11 protein-coding genes and 1 rRNA gene are annotated in these 16044 nt (G+C 62.7%); 7 read left to right on the top strand and 5 right to left on the bottom strand.

All coding sequences use genetic code 11. From position 1 onward, the window contains the following. Positions 1-195: 195 nt before the first annotated feature. Positions 196-307, top strand: a 5S ribosomal RNA gene (gene rrf / locus BMY67_RS14690). Positions 308-505: 198 nt separating this feature from the next. Here rrf and BMY67_RS14685 read toward each other — a convergent pair. The 5 genes from BMY67_RS14685 to BMY67_RS14665 form a co-directional block, all read right to left on the bottom strand. Then, positions 506-1786, bottom strand: a complete 1281-nt coding sequence (locus BMY67_RS14685) for a M16 family metallopeptidase (RefSeq protein ID WP_092772875.1) — start codon at positions 1784-1786, stop codon at positions 506-508. A 146-nt stretch (positions 1787-1932) separates the two neighbouring features. Continuing rightward, positions 1933-3123, bottom strand: coding sequence for a type IX secretion system outer membrane channel protein PorV (gene porV, locus BMY67_RS14680; RefSeq protein WP_092772873.1), 1191 nt, complete (start codon positions 3121-3123; stop codon positions 1933-1935). 58 nt (positions 3124-3181) lie between these two features. Beyond that, positions 3182-7120, bottom strand: coding sequence for a type IX secretion system sortase PorU (gene porU, locus BMY67_RS14675; RefSeq protein ID WP_092772871.1), 3939 nt, complete (start codon positions 7118-7120; stop codon positions 3182-3184). Between the two features lie 184 nt (positions 7121-7304). Next, entirely contained in the window at positions 7305-8009 is a 705-nt protein-coding gene (locus BMY67_RS14670) for a CDP-alcohol phosphatidyltransferase family protein (protein WP_092772869.1), read from the bottom strand. A 55-nt stretch (positions 8010-8064) separates the two neighbouring features. Continuing rightward, the gene (locus BMY67_RS14665) at positions 8065-8700 is read right to left on the bottom strand and encodes an MBL fold metallo-hydrolase (protein WP_092772867.1); all 636 of its coding nucleotides are present in this window, start codon (positions 8698-8700) and stop codon (positions 8065-8067) included. 217 nt (positions 8701-8917) lie between these two features. Between BMY67_RS14665 and BMY67_RS14660 the strand changes: the two genes are divergently transcribed. The 6 genes from BMY67_RS14660 to BMY67_RS14635 all read left to right on the top strand — a co-directional run bounded on the left by BMY67_RS14660 (position 8918) and on the right by BMY67_RS14635 (position 15970). Continuing rightward, complete coding sequence (locus BMY67_RS14660) at positions 8918-10006, top strand: NAD(P)/FAD-dependent oxidoreductase (RefSeq protein ID WP_092772865.1); 1089 nt, start codon at positions 8918-8920, stop codon at positions 10004-10006. A gap of 213 nt (positions 10007-10219) precedes the next feature. Next, the gene (locus BMY67_RS14655; protein WP_092772863.1) at positions 10220-13540 is read left to right on the top strand and encodes a PD40 domain-containing protein; all 3321 of its coding nucleotides are present in this window, start codon (positions 10220-10222) and stop codon (positions 13538-13540) included. 190 nt (positions 13541-13730) lie between these two features. Next, on the top strand, positions 13731-14372 hold the full coding sequence (locus tag BMY67_RS14650) for a heme exporter protein CcmB (RefSeq protein ID WP_092772861.1): 642 nt from the start codon (positions 13731-13733) through the stop codon (positions 14370-14372). A 154-nt stretch (positions 14373-14526) separates the two neighbouring features. After that, a complete protein-coding gene (gene ccsA / locus BMY67_RS14645) occupies positions 14527-15195 on the top strand; it encodes a cytochrome c biogenesis protein CcsA (RefSeq protein ID WP_092772859.1) in 669 nt (222 codons plus the stop codon). Next, positions 15176-15430, top strand: coding sequence for a CcmD family protein (locus BMY67_RS14640; RefSeq protein ID WP_092772857.1), 255 nt, complete (start codon positions 15176-15178; stop codon positions 15428-15430). The genes ccsA and BMY67_RS14640 overlap by 20 nt, the downstream gene beginning before the upstream one ends. A 111-nt stretch (positions 15431-15541) precedes the next feature. Continuing rightward, complete coding sequence (locus BMY67_RS14635; protein ID WP_092772855.1) at positions 15542-15970, top strand: cytochrome c maturation protein CcmE domain-containing protein; 429 nt, start codon at positions 15542-15544, stop codon at positions 15968-15970. The last annotated feature ends 74 nt before the right edge of the window (positions 15971-16044 follow it).

Below are 16044 nucleotides of genomic sequence, written 5' to 3'. Positions count from 1 at the left end.
CCGATTGAAGAGCCGTTCGAGACTAGGACGTTGATAGGCCCCAGGTGTACAGTCAGAAATGGCATAGCCGAGGGGTACTAAGGGCTCGAACACTTCTGTAGCAAATAAGCTCACCGCTTGCTTTTTCTTTCACTCTGCCTCTATGTCGAATTTCACAGCTGTTGTGTGCGAACACGCATAACACGCTGAATTGATAATGGTGGCTTTAGCCCGGGTGTTCACCTCTTCCCATTCCGAACAGAGTCGTTAAGCCCCGGAGCGCCTATGGTACTGCCTTCATCGGTGGGAGAGTCGGTCGCCGCCAACCTTATCAAGCCTGCTGCCCCGCAGCGTCCTGTGCCTTCCAAGGCAGAAGGATGCGCGGGGCAGCTCGCGTTTATGGCCAGGCCAACGGTAGCAGGGGCGCCAACCGGCACCGGGCTACCGGCTCTGGCTGGTCCTGCGCCACAAGGCCCGCTTCCTCCCATGAGGAAGCGGGCCTTATTGCATTTAAGGAAAGGAGCCGTTACTGCTTCGGGCCGGAAACTACTTCGACCATGCTCTCGGGTGAAAGGTATTCCTGTGCTAATTCCTGGAGGGTGGCTGCATCGGTGGCCTGCACCTGTTCTACAAAATCGGAATAGTAGCTTGCGGGAAGGTTGAAGAACACCAGATTCTTGTATTTGTCGCACTGTTCAAAGACGGTGCTGAGCTCATTGGCGAATTTACCGCTCATGTAGTTCTTCACGGTTTGCAGCTCCGTCAGAGGTATCGGTTCTTCTTGCAGACGGCGCAGTTCCAGTTGCACCTGCTCGATGGCGGCGGGGGCATTGGTAGCGTTTACATCGGAGCCAATCATGAAACTGGTGGCGTGTTCACGGGGATGCACGCTGGAATAGATGCCGTAAGTAAAGCCTTTGTCTTCGCGGATGTTCTTCATCAGGCGCGAGCCGAAATAGCCACCCAGCACCTTCACCAGCACCTGGAGGGCGTGGGCTTGCGGATGGCTGAGGGCCGGCCACAGCCGGCCGATGCGTAGCGAAGCCTGCAAACTTCCCTCTACTGTTACGTAGTCGCGAGGGGCCAGAACAGTGGGGGCAGGAGTAGACGCCGCGGTAGCCGCCTGGGTTCCGGCCGGGGCACCCAGCATTTCAGTTAGTAAGGCTACCTGCTCGTCCACTACATCACCGCACAGGAATATTTCGGCCTCCGCAAAATTGTAGTGTTGCTGGTAGAAGCTCCGGACCTGTTCGGAGGTGATGTCCTGAAAAACGGTTTCATCGAAGGTGACGCCGTAGGGGTAGCCGGGGCCGAAGAGGTGGCGCGAGAAACTTTCGGAGGCGAGGTAGCTGGTTTTCTGCCGCTCTACGCGCACGTTCTGAATGGTGCGCGTCTTCACCAGGGCTAGCTCTGTTTCGGGGAAGGTGGGGTTGGTGAGCACGTCCTGCACCAGCGGCAGCAGTTGCGGCAGGTGACGGCTGAGGCAGTATAGCGTGAGCGTGGCCCGGTCGAAGCCCTGCTCGCAATCCAGCGAGGCCCCGAAGAAGGCTACTTCATCGGCAATCTGGCGGGCCGTGCGGGTGCGGGTGCCATCGAGCAGCAGGCGCGCCGCCAGCAGCGATACGCCCGCCGAGGGGTCGTACCACTTACCGGCCGGGAAAACCACCTGTAGGCGCACGACGGGCTGGGCATCGTTGCGAAGCACGTGCAGGCGGGCGCCGTTGGGCAGCGAAAGCACATCAGCCGCGGGCAGCGTTACGCGGGCCAGCGGCTGAACAGGGGGAGCAACGGTTCGGTCAAGTATCAAAATTGAATGAATTAGAAGGGCTGGAAAACTGTCATTCCGAGCCGGGCGGGAAATCCGGGCTGAAACGCCGAACGGAAACGTTCGAGGGCGTTCGGCTGGATTCCTCGCTCGGCTCGGAATGACAACTTTACAAAGAAGGAAAAGAATTAGTTAACCGGGCTGTCGGCTGGGCCGAAGGCTTCGCTGAGCTCGTTGAAGTTAAAGTGCAACGACACCCGCAATGTTTGCGACAGCGGGTTGGCCTTGGAGTTAGGTACTAAGTACGTGCCATCAACCCCGAAAACCTGGTAGCGCACACCGGCGCCGAAGCTCAAGTACTGCCGGTTGCCCTTGGTAGGGTTTTCGTAGAAGTAGCCGGCCCGCACCATCAGCAAGTCGTTATAGGTGTATTCGAGGCCGGTCGAGAGGTTGATTTCCTTGAGCTCCTCGCTGAAGCCGCCCGGCGCGTCGCTGAACGAGCTGGTGATGCCCTTTACGATACCATAGCGCCGACGCTTGTCGTTCTCGGCAACTACTGCCGGATTGTTCGATGCCACGCCGTCTTCATAGTAAGGCGAGGGCACGAGCAGCTTGTTGGCGTCGAAGGTAAAGGTGAGCTTGTTGAACGGGTCGAGTTCCTTGGTAATGGCCGTGCCGAGCTTCAGGTTGGTAGGCAGAAAGTCGGCATTTTTGGGGTCGGTGTACGTGATTTTGTTGCCGATGTTGGATACCGCGCCGCCAAACGACAGGTTGTAGTCGCCGGCGCCGATGGTCAGGTCGGTGGTGTAGTAAGCACCCAGATCGACGGCCACGGCGTTGGCCGGCTGCGAGTCGGGAATGCTGTTGCCGGTGAGGTTGGAGCGGATGTAGCGCACATTAAGGCCTACGCCAAAATTGTCGCTCAGCTTCTGGCCGTAACCCACCGCCAGGGCATATTCCTTAGGGTTGAAGTCACTAAGAAGGCCGCCCGTATTATTGCGGTACTGAATCTGACCCAGGTCAAAATACATCAGGTTGGCCGACAGTGTGCTTCGGTCGCTGAGCTTGGTAGTGCCGCTCAGATACCCTAAGCCCATGTCGTTGGTGATAGTACCCAACCAGGGCGTGTAGGAAAGCGAGGCGCTGTGCTGATAGCGCACAAAGCCCAGCTTGCCGGGGTTATAATAGCCGGCGTTGGCGTCGGGGCTGATGGCCACGCCCGCTTCGCCCAGCGCCGAGGAGCGCGAATCGGGGCTGACGGTAAGAATGGGAATGGCCGTGGTGATGGTATGCTGGTCTTGGGCGTGCGCAGTGGCGGCGGCCAGGCTCAGTAGCCCGGGCAACAATACCGAACGCAGGGACAAGTGGGGCAGGGTCATAGAGGAGGGGGGAGTAAAGAGGCGAAGGCGAAAAGTAGAGAAAAGCCGGGAAAGCAAGTTAGTTGAGCAGTACCAGCTTCTCGTATTTGGAAGCCGTGGAAACATCGGTGCCGTTGGCCCCGCGGGTGCGTACGGTTACGCGGTACACGTACACGCCGCGGGCCAGCTGGTCCTGGTACTCGTCGCGCCCATCCCAGCTGAGGGCGGCCACGTGCGAGCCGCTGCCCAGCGCCGTACCCTGCAGGGTGCGCACCAGTCGGCCGGCCACCGAAAAAATCTGCACCTGAACGTCGAGGTCCTGGCCGCTGCGGTTGTGGTCGAAATGGAAGGTGGTGCTTTGCGCGAACGGGTTGGGATAGTTGAGCACGTGCTGCAGCGCGAGCTTATCGGTGGGCGCGGCAATGAATTCGAGGCGCTGCTCGGCCGAGTTGTTCCAGGTGTCCCAGGCCTTGAGGCGCAACTCGTGGGGGCCGGGCGTGAGGTCCTTGAGCTCGTAGCGCACCCGACCCACCTGGAAGCTGTCGGTCTTGGCCGTGTACGACGAATTAAGGACCAGTACCTTGCTGGCGTCGCCGTCGAGCGTGAGCGTGAGGTCGTGGCCGATGCCGGTGCCGGCCGTGTTGATGCCGCTGGCGTCGCGCAGCACGGCCAGCAGCGTGGGGCTGAGCCCCGTCAGGCCCCCCGACACAAACTGCTCGTTGTCCATGAACAGGCGGATGCGGGGCGCAATAGTGTCACGCGAAGTCAGTGGCGCCACGTCGCCGATGGGCAGCAGGCGCTGGCCCTGGGCATCGGTACGGTTGGTGGGGTCGGCGGCGTACAGGCTGATTTTGCCCAGGCCCACGCTGTAGTTGATGTCTTTGGGCACTACAAACTGCAGGCTGAATTTTCCGTCCTGCACGCTGGCCGGGCCGTCGTAGAGGATATTCTCACGCAGCCGAATATCCTGGGGCACATCTTCGTTGCCAAGCGTTTTCACGGTAGCCTGCTTTTCAAACACCTGCACGTTGGCCGTACCCGCAAAGGCCGGATTCAGCTGCCCGCCCCGCCGGATTTCCCCTTTCAGCGTAACCTGCTGCAAAGCTTTCAGCGTGTCGGGCATCGTTTCGTTTACCGGCTTGCCATCGATTTCGGTGAGGGCCACGGTTTGCTCGGGGTAGGCCAGGCGCATCGAGGGGTCGCCGAGCAGGGCATAGTTGCGGTTGTTGTCGCCGATGACAGCCAAATTTTTGGCTGTGCGGCAGACGTCGCCGATGCGGGGCATGGTGCCATCGGGCCGGCGCTGAAACAAGTCCTGGAAAAACTGGAAGGCCAGGGCCTGGTTGCGGTCGGCGTACACCACGCGGGTGGTCGTGAGCAGGCCGATGGCGCCACCCTTCACATCAATCAGCGCCTGTTCGCCGGCCGAGGTAAGATTGGGGTCGTCGTAGGTGCTGAAGTCGCAGGTGCCGGTGAACATGAACGTGGGCCGGTCATCGTTCTTCAGGTTGTTGATGGACGTTTTGCTGATAATCTGCTCCTGAGACAGACTGAGGGGGCCGCCGTGGCCGATATAGTTGATGAGGAGCGAGCCTTGCTCGAAGGCCTCGTCGATGGCCTTCTCGGCGGCCGGCGACCGTTCGCCCGACGCCAGCTGCACCTGCGGAAACAGATCCAGATAGAGCTTATAGACGTTGTAGGCGCGGGTGGCGGCCAGTGTATCGAGCGGGTTAGCCAGCAGCTCGCTATAGTACACGAACAGGTTGTTGTCGCCGTCGTCAGACACGAACGTGAGGCGGTTGCGCCACTTGCCGTAGCCGGCCGGGCTGTCGTAGTCAATCAGCTTCTGGATTACGCGCGCGGCCTGTTCGCTGGTGCTTACCGGCAGGCGGCCCACGCCCACGTCGAGCAGCTCGTTGCTGGAACCCGGCAGCCAGGCCCCTTCCGAGTCGTCGAGCAGGCCATAGTAGTCATCGGACGAATACGTGAGGCCCTGGCCATTGGGGCGGTTGCCCATCACCGGGTCGAAGCTTTCTTCCGACTCGTACACCGGCACGAAGTTCTGGTTGGTCTGGTTGGAGTTGCTGGGCTGGCGGCTGCGCCACCAGTCGGGCAGCTTGCTGGGGTCGTTGGTGGGGTCGGCCTTGTAATCGTAGGAGGCATCGCCGAACAGCAGCAGGTACTGGCGGCGGCCGCTGGTGTTGCGGTCGTACACCATCTTCATCAGGTCGCGGATGGCCGTTACGTCCTGGCCGCCCGAGCCGAATTCGTTGTACACCTGCAGCACGTTTACCACCTGCACATTCAGGCCGTCGTGGCTGGCGCGGTGGGCCGCCAGCTTGTTGGCTTCGGCCAGAAAGCGGGGGTGGGCCACAATCAGCAGTTCCAGCTTGCCATCGAGGTTGAGGGTGTGCAGGTTCTGGTTGGGCACTTTACCGAAGCTGCGGGGCGCCGGAAACTCGGCCCCCGTGAAGGCCACAAACTCGCGCACGGTATCGGTGCGGGCCAGGAAAGTGCCCGCAGCTGCGGGCACCGCCACCGGGCGGCGCGGGTTGCTCACGTCCCAGATGGTGGCGGCGGCGGCGTTGCCCACCTCAAACTGGCTGATGGCGCCGGGCCGGATGTTTTCCAGGCTGCGAAACTGCAGCAGGCCGCCGGTCAGGCGCAGCTGGCGGAGGGCATTCACTTCGAGGTAATCGAGGTAGCCCTGCGCGCCGGGGTCGAAGTTGCCGTTGTAGTTGCTGTTGTAGCTGAGCGTGACTTTCAGCTCGACGGGCGAGGTGGCCGGCACCTTGTACGCCAGAATGCTGCGGTTGGTGTTGGCCACCTCGGCAAAGCAGTATTCGCCGCTGGTGCAGCTGTAGCCCGGCACCACCTGGGCGACCAGCGGCTGCCCGTTGATGCTGGGCTGAAACACGGTCGGCACGACCGACGAGGCCACCACGGCCGAGGTAATCTGGGCCGTGGAGCCCGGCACCAGGTCGGCGACGGGCAGCGTGAAGCTTAGTTCAGCGTTGATCGCAAAGGTCTCACCCACCCAGGTCCGACCCGATTTGCGGATGTTGAGCAGGTCGCGCTCGTAGAACTGCCGGTCGGTGAACGTGCTGATGCGGGCGCCGGGCGTGCCAGTTACGGCCGGGGCAGAAGCCACGCGGCGGCCGGCCGGGGCGCCCACCGTCAGGAAGTAGTAGGCCGTATCGGTGTAGGGATTAAGCTGGTGGCGGAAGCGGGTAGTAAGGTCCTCGCGGCTCCAGGTGTGCGGGCCGCGGGCATAAAACAGGAAGTACTCGTCGTTGTCGAAGGTGGCGTTGCCGTTACCCACAAACTGGATGTCATTTTCCACCAGATCGTCGGGGCGGTAGGCGCTGTTGGGCTGGGGCAGCGTGCCCATGGCATTGCCGAACAGCCGCAGGCGGGCCGGATCGAAGTTTTCGAGCCCGATAGTTTTGAGCGTGGCTTTATCGAGCTTGAAAATACCGCTCGTGGGCACGCCAATCTTAAACCACTCGCCCTGGCTGAGCACCGAAGTGCGGACGTAGCTACGGATGGCCTCGGGGCGGCTGCCGACGGGGCTATACGTGTAGCCGAAGCGCACCAGGCGCTCGGCCTGGCCGGTTTGGGGGTTGCGGCGCAGCGGCTGCAGGCGCAGCAGCGTAACCGGCTGGCGGGCTTCGGTGCCGGCCACCAGCTGCACGAGCGGCGAGGGCGGCAAGGCCGCTAAATCGAGCTGGCCGGCCTGGGCGGGCAGCAGGGGCTCATACTGCGCTTCGCTGAGCTGACCCGCTACTACGGTGCCGGGCAGCCGCACCAGCAGCGTGCCCACCTGCTCCTCGGTACCAAAAGCAGCGCCCCGGAAGGAAGGCACCAGCCGTTTCTGGCCCTTCAGGCCCACGGGCACGGTGCCGGTCCAGGTGATGTTTGCGCGATACGTCTGCTCGCCCGCCTGGGCCCGGGCCCGCGGGGCCGCAGCGCCCAGCAAGAGCAGCGTAATCAGCAGCCAGACCGTAGAATAACGCATACGCACAACGCAAGAAAAGTCGGGGAAATGAACCAGAAGCGCCAACAGGGCAGCCGGTAATACAGTTCAGCCCAAAAGATAACAGCTCCGGCCGCGAATTATTGCGCCCGGGGCGGCGGGTAAGCCGCGAATGTTGCTGTCTGGTAAACGAAACAACTCCGGGCCCGGATTGCCCGGGGCCGGCTCAGGCGGCGGCCACCGGTTCCTTATCGGTGCTGAACACCGACAGCAGCACGTAGAGCAGCACAATCAGCGGCACGGCCACGGCCCACAGGCTGGCCAGCAGCGCGATGCTCAGGAGCGCAAAAATAAAGCGCACCTTGTTGTCCTGCCAGCGCAGGGTCTTGAACTTGAGGGCGAACAGCGGCAACTCGGCCACCAGCAGGCCCGACAGCAGCACCGTCAGGCCCAGCAGCAGCCAGGGGCTGAGCAGGAAGGGCGTGAGGGCGAAGTGGTCGTTTTCGAGGATGAGCGGCAGCGAGGCCACCACCAGCGTGCAAGCCGGCGTGGGCAGCCCGATAAACGAGTCGGACTGGCGGGTGTCGTTGTTGAACTTGGCCAGGCGCAGGGCCGAAAACACCGTCACGATAAAGCCCGCGTAGGGCAGCCAGTCGGGCAGGTCGGTGCCGGCCTGGGTGAGCAGCGCGAATAGAAACGCGCCCGGCACCACGCCAAACGACACCATGTCGGCCAGCGAATCCAGGTCTTTACCAATCGGCGACGACACGTGCAGAGCCCGGGCCAGCAGCCCGTCGAAAAAATCGAACAGGGCGGCCAGGGCCACGAAATAAGCCCCGGCTACGAGGTTGCCGGCAAAAATGGAACAGAGCGCCAGGCAGCCCGAAAACAGGTTCAGGCAGGTAACGGCGTTGGGAATTGACTTTTTCAAGGCAGACGTGGGGGCTTAGGCTTGGGCTCGGGCTCGGGATGGCAGGAAACGCGCCCTACTGCAGAAACGGGTTGTGGCGGCGCTCCTCGCCAATGGTGGTGGCGGGGCCGTGGCCGGGGTACACCACCGTGTCGTCGGGCAGGGGCAGCAGCTGGCTTTTGATGCTGGCAATGAGCGTGGCATGGTCGCCGCCGGGTAAATCGGTGCGGCCGATGCTGTTCTGAAACAGCACGTCGCCGCCGATAACCGTGCTGGTGGGCGCGTGGTACAGCACCACGTGGCCGGGGGCGTGGCCGGGTACGAAGCGCACCTGCAGCTCGGTATTACCGAAGCGTACGGCTTCGCCGGCCCGCAGCTGGCCGGTGGGCTCGGCCGGCTGGTAGCCGGGGAAACCATAGTTGGCGGCGTAGCTCGGCACGGCCCGCAGCGTGGCAAAATCGGCCTCGTGCAGCAGGTAGGGCACCTTATAGGTGTCGATGACGAACTGATTGCCCAGCACATGGTCGATGTGGGCGTGGGTGTTCACCAGCAGCACTACCCGCAGCTGGTGGTCGTCGATGTACTGGCGCAGGGCCTGTTGCTCGGCCGGCTCGTAGCAGCCGGGGTCTACAATAATGGCCTCGCCGGTTTCGTCGGAGAGCAGGTAGGTGTTTTCGGCAAACGGGTTGAAAGTGAAGCCGGCAACGGTCATGGCAGGGGAGGGGTGGTTTGAAAGGGCAAGTTACAGTTAAAGTCAAAGAGAAAAGGTGCGGTAAAGTCAAACGCAAAAGGGCCAACGCCAACGCCGGCCCGCAAACCGCCAAAAGCCGCCGCCAGCGCCCCAAAGCCCGCTACCAGCGGCGTACTGCTATAACAGCGACTTTGACTTTGGCCCTTTTCTCTTTGACTTTACCCGTACCTTGCCCCCAATGCGACACGTTGACTACCTGATTATCGGCTACGGCATTGCCGGGGCCACGCTGGCGGCCGAACTGCGCGGGCGGGGCCGCACGGTGCTCGTGCTCGACACGCCCCAGCCCGACTCGGCCTCGCGGGTGGCCGCGGGCCTGATGAACCCCGTGGCCGGCAAGCGCTTCGCCCTGGCCTGGCGCGCCGATGAGCTGCTGACGGCCGCCGCCGCTTTCTACCAGGTCCAGGAGCAGCGGCTGGGCCGGCCGTTTTTTCAGGCCCTGCCCATTGCCAAGTTCTTTTCCTCGGTGCAGGAGCAGAACGCGCTGCTGGCCCGCAGCGCCGACCGGCCCTGGTTGGATTTCGTGGACGATATTTCGACCGGTGCGCTGCCGCCGCTGCCCGGTGTGAGCCCCCAGTTTGGGGGGCTGCTGGTGCGGCGCGGGGGCTTCGTGCTGGTCGAGGAGCTGCTCACGGCCCTGACCGCCGAAGGGCTGGCGCAGGGCTGGCTGCAGCACGAAACTTTTGACTGGGCCGCGCTTGTTGCCGGGCCGGCCGGCGGCTTTGCCTACGCAGGCCGGGTGCAGGCCCGGCACGTCATCAGCTGCGAAGGCGCCGCCACCATTCAGAACCCGTATTTCGGCTGGCTGCCCCTCACCCCCAACCAGGGCGAGGTGCTGACGGTGGAGTGCCCCGGCCTGCCGGCCGATACGGTGCTCAACAAAGGCGCCTACGTGGTGCCCCTGGGGGCCAACCGGCTGCGAGTGGGCGCCACCTACCGCTGGCCACCCTTCGCAGCGGGCATCACGGCCGAGGCCCGCGAGGAGCTTGGCCAGCGCCTGGCCGAGCTGACGGCGCTGCCCTTCCGGGTGGTGGACCAGCGGGCCGGCGTGCGGCCGGCGGTGCGCGACCGGAAACCGCTGCTGGGCACGCACCCCAACCTACCGGGGCTGCACGTGTTCAATGGTATGGGCTCGAAGGGCGTGATGCTGGCACCCCGGCTGGCGCAGGTAATGGCCGAGTGGCTGGAAAATGACGTAGAGCCCTGGCCCGAAGTCAATATCCGGCGGTATCTTTCGTTGTACCCGGCCGGCCCGGCCGCGAAGTAGCCGGATTTAAGTAATTTGATTTTGTGAAAGAGCAGTCTGTTAACGTGTAATGCTGAGCAGAATAGAAGCAGCGCTGCTGTACCATTAACCCCGGTGCAGAAGCCGGCGTGGCAACCAAGCGGGAAAGGTGCTTCGGCTCCGCTCCGCTCAGCATTACATTCTCATATTATACGCTCACTACGACCCACCCGTCCCTCGCTCTCGGTTTTTGATATGAAGCACGTCTCCTTATTTTTCCGGCCGGGGCTGGCGCGGCCCACCGGTTCGCTGCTGCTGCTGGCCGGGCTGCTGGCCGCCCCCGCCGCCTGGGCCCAAACCGCCCAGGAGCCCTTCGGACGGGTCCGGCTGCAGTATAAAGACTTCGACTGGCTGCAGTTCAGCACCCAGAATTTTACGGTGTACTACTACGCCGGCGGCGAGGCCAACGCCCGCCACGCGGCCGAGTACGCCGAAAAAGAGCTGCAGCGCATCACGGGGCTGATTGGGTACTATCCGTACTCAAAAACCACCCTCATGCTCTTCAACTCGGTGGGCGACCTGCGGCAGAGCAACGTGGGCCTGGCCCCCGAGAAGTACACCAGCGGCGGCGAAACCGCGCTGGCCCGCTCTACCAAGGTGCAGATTGCCTTCCAGGGCACCCAGACGGAATTCAAGCAGGAGCTGAGCCGCCGCGTTACCGAGGTGCTGCTCAACGACATGATGTACGGCGGCTCGCTCAAGGAAGTCATCCAGAGCAGCTACCTGCTGCAGTTGCCCGACTGGTTTATCGACGGGGCCTCGGCCTACGCGGCCCAGGGCTGGAGCGTGGAAATGGACGACTACATGCGCACCATGGTGCAGGAGCACGAGGGCAACCGCACGGCGCCCTTCTTTCTGCGCAACCCCGAGCTGGCCGGCCAGAGCGTGTGGAACTACATTGCCGAGCGCTACGGCTACACCAGCGTCCAGAACATTCTCAACCTGACGCGCATCACCCGCGACGTGGAAGTGGGCATCAGCTCCTCGCTGAATGTGCCCTACAAGGTGTTTCTGAAAGACTGGCTGGCTTACTACCGCCAGCTGAATGCCCAGCCGCTCACGCCATTTCAGGAGCTCGACGAGAAAAACAGCCTGGCCGGCCGCAACCGCCGCAATGTGCTCTATAGCCAGCCCGTGCTCAGCCCCAACGGCCAGCGCCTGGCCTACGTGCAGAACGACCGGGGCCGCTACCGCGTGCTGGTGGTAAACCAGAACGGCCGTGGCCGCGACGTTATCCATCGTGGCGGCTATAAAACGCCCGACCAGCGCGTGGAAACCCGCCTGCCGCTGCTGGCCTGGCGCGGCAACGGCCAGGTGGCCCTGGTGGAGGAGCAGCGCGGCCAGCTGGTGCTGCAGTTGCGCGAAGCCGACGGCGGCCTGGGCAACATGGCCGCCCGCCTCAAGGGGCTGCTGCCGCACTTCGGCCGCCGCACCTCCATGTTCACGCCCTTCTCGCAGATAACGGCCCTCAACTACTCGGCCGATGGCAAATCGGTGGTATTTAGCGGGGTGTATAAGGGCCAGAGCGACCTGTACCTGCTGCGGGCCGGCAGCCGCGTGCCCGAGCGACTCACCAACGACATTTTCGACGACGTGGAGCCGGTGTTCATGCCCGATGGCCAGAGCCTGGTGTTCAGCTCAAACCGCTGGCTCGATTCGGCTGGTACGGCCCGCGGCTCCTTTGCCGCGGTGGTAAACAACTACGACCTGTACCGCTACCACCTCGACGGCCGCCCGCAGCCGGTGGAAGTGATAGTGAGCACAATTTCCAATGAAACCCGCCCCCGGGCCCTGAGCAACGACGAGGTGCTGTTTGTGAGCGAGGAAAGCGGGGTGCGCAGCATCTACCGCTACTCGTTCAGCGCCCGCGACTACCAGCCCGTTACCAGCTTTCTGGCCGGCGTGCACGATTTCGACTACAGCGCCGCCACCGGCGCGCTGGGCCTCACCGCCACGGCCGATGGCCGCAGCAACGCCTATCTCTACCCCAGCTACGCGCTGCCCGCTGGCCTGAAGCTGCACAAAACGGCCCGCCAGGAAATTCTGGAAGACCGCTCGCGGCCGGCCAAAGCAGCGGCTCCCAACCGGCCCGGCCCCACCGTGGCCCGGGCCCAGGGCATGGCCCCCGCCGCCCCCGACTCGGCTACCGCGCCCCCGGCGCCGGCCCCGAAGCCAGCCGACAAAACGGCGGATACCCGCGTGAACCCCAACGACTACGAGTTCGACGAGGACATTCCGGCCTCGCGGGCTACGGCGCCGGCCAGGCGGCGGAGCGCGACGGTGGTAGCCCTGCCCAAGGCCGCCCCCGCCGCTGCTACCGCGCTGGCCGGCCCATTCCGCTACGGCACCCCGTTCAGCATCGACAATGTGGTATCGACGCTTACGGCCGACCCGCTGCTGGGCCTGGGCCTTTCGGCGCAGGTAAACATGTCGGACCTGATGGAGGACCACCGGATTCAGGCCGGCATCTTCGCCCTGACCGACCTGCGCACGAGCAACATCTTTGCCGAGTACACCAACCTCAAGCACCGCTACGACTGGAGCATCCGATACCAGAAGCAGGCCTACTTCCCCGATGCCGAGCTGGCGCCTAACAACAGCCGGGTGCGCTACGGCCGCCACGAAATTGCGCCCACCCTGGCCTACCCGTTCACCCACAACCTGAGCTTGCGGCTGGGCCCGCGCTTCGTGAACGTGAGCCGCCGCCTCTACAGCGACCTGGCCAACGCCGAAGACGTAAACACCAATTACCTGGGCGGCGAGGCCGAGCTGGTGTTTGATAACTCGGTGATTACCGGCATCAATATGCTGCAGGGTACGCGCATGAAGGCTGGTATCAACCAGCTGCACGACCTGAGCGGCCGCAATACGGGCTTCACCAAGCTCACGGTGGATTTGCGCCACTACCAGAAGCTGCACCGCCAGCTCATCTGGGCCAACCGCGCCAGCTTCGGGCAGTATATCGGGGATAAGGCCACGCCCTTTTTCCGCCTGGGCGGCATGGATAACTGGCTGAATTACGATTACGCCGATCAGCGCTACATCACCGAGGACGGGAAGCCGGCAGTGGAGGCCAGCCAGCTCGACCCCAGCCAGATGTTCAACCAGCAGTTCGTTACCAACCTGCGGGGCTACAACTTCAGCAAGCGCGTGGGCCGCAAATACGTGCTCTTCAACACCGAGCTGCGCCTGCCCATCGTGCAGTATTTCTCGCGGCGGCCCATCGAGTCGGGCTTCTTCCGCAACCTGCAGCTCACGGCCTTCGGCGACATGGGCACCACGTACTCGGGCTCCAACCCGTTCAGCGTAAACAACTCCAACAACACGCGCACCAAAGACCAGGGCGGCTTTTCGGCCACGGTTATCAACTTCACCAACCCGCTGCTCTACGGTTACGGCGCGGGCCTGCGCACTACCATGCTGGGCTTCTACGTGAAGGGCGACGTGGCCTGGGGCCGCGAGCAGTACACCACCAACGGTCCGAAGCTCTACGTTACCCTGGGCTACGATTTTTAAGGGCTGCCGCCCGGAAAGAGCACTAAAGGGTCGGTTTTCCTCCGGGATAAACCGGCCCTTCGGCGTTTAGCCGGGCAATCGGGACGGAATCGGGGGGCGAAGGCCGATAGTCCGGGGGTTGGGTTGTATCTTTGTGGTCCGTTGAACCAGCCGAGTTGCCGTGGCGCTGCTAAGTGAAATCTGGGTGTTGATGCAGAAAGACTTCCGCCTGGAATGGCGGCAGCGGGCAGCGCTGAACGGTATGCTGCTCTACGTGAGCAGCACGGTGTTCGTGTGCTACCTCAGCTTCTCATCGCGCGGCGGCCAGCTGCCCGCCCCGGCCTGGAACGCGCTGTTCTGGATTGTGCTCCTGTTCTCCGCCATCAACGCCGTAGCCAAGGGCTTTCTGCAGGAAAGCCGGGGCCGCATGCTTTACTACTACACCGTAGTACGGCCCCAGGCCGTGATTCTGGCCAAAATTGCCTACAACGCTCTGCTGCTCGTGGGCCTAGCGCTGGTGGCCTTCACGCTTTACTCGGTGGTGCTGGGTAACCCGGTGCAGAACGTGCCGCTGTTTGTGGGCAACGTGCTGCTGGGGGCCGTGGGCTTTGCCGGCACCCTTACGCTGGTGGCTGGCATTGCCGCCAAGGCCACCAACAGCAGCACCCTGATGGCCGTGCTGGGCTTCCCGCTCATGGTGCCCATGCTGCTGCTGCTCATCAAAGTATCCAAAAACGCCCTCGATGGCCTCGAATTCGAAGCCAGTCGCAACTCCCTGCTTACCCTGCTGGCCCTCAACCTCATCGTCGGGGCCGTGTCGTACCTGCTGTTTCCCTTTCTGTGGCGAAGCTGATTTTGAGAAGGTAGGAGCTGGAATGGCCTCTGTATTTTCCGAACTACGTCGACTTTTGAGAACTGAAATTGTTATGTATCTACCTCACGCAAGAGCAGGACTTAAGCGCTTTTCCCAGCTTCTAACTCCTAGCTTCTAACTCCTAGCTTCTCCAATGAAAAACTGGTGGAAAGCCCTGACGGTGGTGCTGTTGCTGTACGTGGCGGTGGCGGGCCTGCTTATGCCGGTGCCGCGGCTGGCCATTCTCAACGAGAGCATCCGCAACCTGTACTTCCACGTGCCCATGTGGTTCGGCATGACGGCCATTCTGGTGGCCTCGGTGTACTATTCGGTGCGCTACCTGCGCGCGCCCACGCCCGAGCTCGATATCAAGGCCCACGAAGCGGCCCGCACGGGCATTCTGATGGGCTGCGTGGGGCTGATGACGGGCAGCATCTGGGCGCGCTTTACCTGGGGCGCGTGGTGGACCAACGACCCCAAGCTGAACGGGGCGGCCGTGGCCATGCTCATCTACGGCGCCTACCTGGTGCTGCGCTCCTCGTTCACCGACGAGCAGCAGCGCGCCCGCGTGTCGGCCATTTACAACGTGTTTGCCTTCGCCGTGGCCATGCCGCTGTTCTACATTCTGCCGCGCCTCACCGACTCGCTGCACCCCGGTGCGGGTGGCAACCCCGCCTTTGCCCGCTACGACTTGGATAGCGACATGCGTCTTGTGTTTTATCCGGCCGTCATTGGCTGGACGCTGCTGGCTTTTTGGGTGGCCCAGCTAGCCACCCGCATTTCCGTGCTCAAACTGAAAGTATATGAAAAGCAAATCGCCTGATTGGAGTGGCCGGAAAGGGCTGCTGTTGCTGCTGGCCCTGGTGCTGCCGGTGCTGCAGGCCGTAGCCCAGGCACCGGGCAACCAGCCCGAAATGGCCGAGGTGTTGCGCCAGAGCGGTAAAATCTACGTCGTGGTGGCCGTCATCACGGTGGTACTGGCCGGGTTGCTGCTGTTTCTGATTTCGCTCGACCGCAAGCTCAGCCGTCTGGAAAAGGAAGTGGCGGACGAGCGGTAGGGGATTCAGCATCACCTTACTTTCATTGCTTTTTGCGGACCTTTGTGGCCCGAATCATTGTTCCGAGCTGACTTCTGACTCCATCCGGAGCCGCCTCTTGTTTTAATCGACATGAAAAAAGCCCACATTTTCGTCATGGCCATCATTGCCGTGGCTATTGCCATTATCACCAGCACCGCCGGCGACGCCAGCGTGTACGTCTCGTTCAAGGAGGCCCGCGAGCGGGCCGCCGATGGCAACCTGACCAAGGTGCATGTGGTGGGCCGCCTGCCCCGCGACGGCCAGAAGAACATCATGGGCCTGGAGTACAATCCTACCCTCGACCCCAACTACTTCGCCTTCACGCTGGTGGATACCAACCGCATTGCCCAGCGGGTCGTGTATTTCAACCCCCAGCCCCAGGATTTTGACAAGTCGGAGCAGGTGGTAATTACCGGCGCCATGCGCAACGACGTGTTCGTGGCCGACAAAATCCTGCTCAAGTGCCCTTCCAAGTACGTGGAAAACGAGGTGCAGGGCGCTACGGCATCTATTAAGTAGTAGTTGATTGCGGATGCAACAGGAAGCAGACACGGCAGGGCGCTCCGATGCGGTGGATTCCCGCTTCCGCCCCC

The sequence above is a fragment of the Hymenobacter actinosclerus genome (assembly GCF_900111515.1).
Taxonomy (GTDB): domain Bacteria; phylum Bacteroidota; class Bacteroidia; order Cytophagales; family Hymenobacteraceae; genus Hymenobacter; species Hymenobacter actinosclerus.
Note: the sequence above shows the minus strand (reverse complement) of the source record. Positions and strands in the feature narration are given on the sequence as shown.

Excerpts from the sequence above, each read along its gene's own strand:
- porV (WP_092772873.1), bottom strand. The coding sequence starts at position 3,123 with ATGACCCTGCCCCACTTGTCCCTGCGTTCGGTATTGTTGCCCGGGCTA.
- porU (WP_092772871.1), bottom strand. The coding sequence starts at position 7,120 with ATGCGTTATTCTACGGTCTGGCTGCTGATTACGCTGCTCTTGCTGGGC.
- BMY67_RS14665 (WP_092772867.1), bottom strand. The coding sequence starts at position 8,700 with ATGACCGTTGCCGGCTTCACTTTCAACCCGTTTGCCGAAAACACCTAC.
- BMY67_RS14660 (WP_092772865.1), top strand. The coding sequence starts at position 8,918 with ATGCGACACGTTGACTACCTGATTATCGGCTACGGCATTGCCGGGGCC.
- BMY67_RS14655 (WP_092772863.1), top strand. The coding sequence starts at position 10,220 with ATGAAGCACGTCTCCTTATTTTTCCGGCCGGGGCTGGCGCGGCCCACC.
- BMY67_RS14650 (WP_092772861.1), top strand. The coding sequence starts at position 13,731 with ATGCAGAAAGACTTCCGCCTGGAATGGCGGCAGCGGGCAGCGCTGAAC.
- ccsA (WP_092772859.1), top strand. The coding sequence starts at position 14,527 with ATGAAAAACTGGTGGAAAGCCCTGACGGTGGTGCTGTTGCTGTACGTG.
- BMY67_RS14640 (WP_092772857.1), top strand. The coding sequence starts at position 15,176 with ATGAAAAGCAAATCGCCTGATTGGAGTGGCCGGAAAGGGCTGCTGTTG.
- BMY67_RS14635 (WP_092772855.1), top strand. The coding sequence starts at position 15,542 with ATGAAAAAAGCCCACATTTTCGTCATGGCCATCATTGCCGTGGCTATT.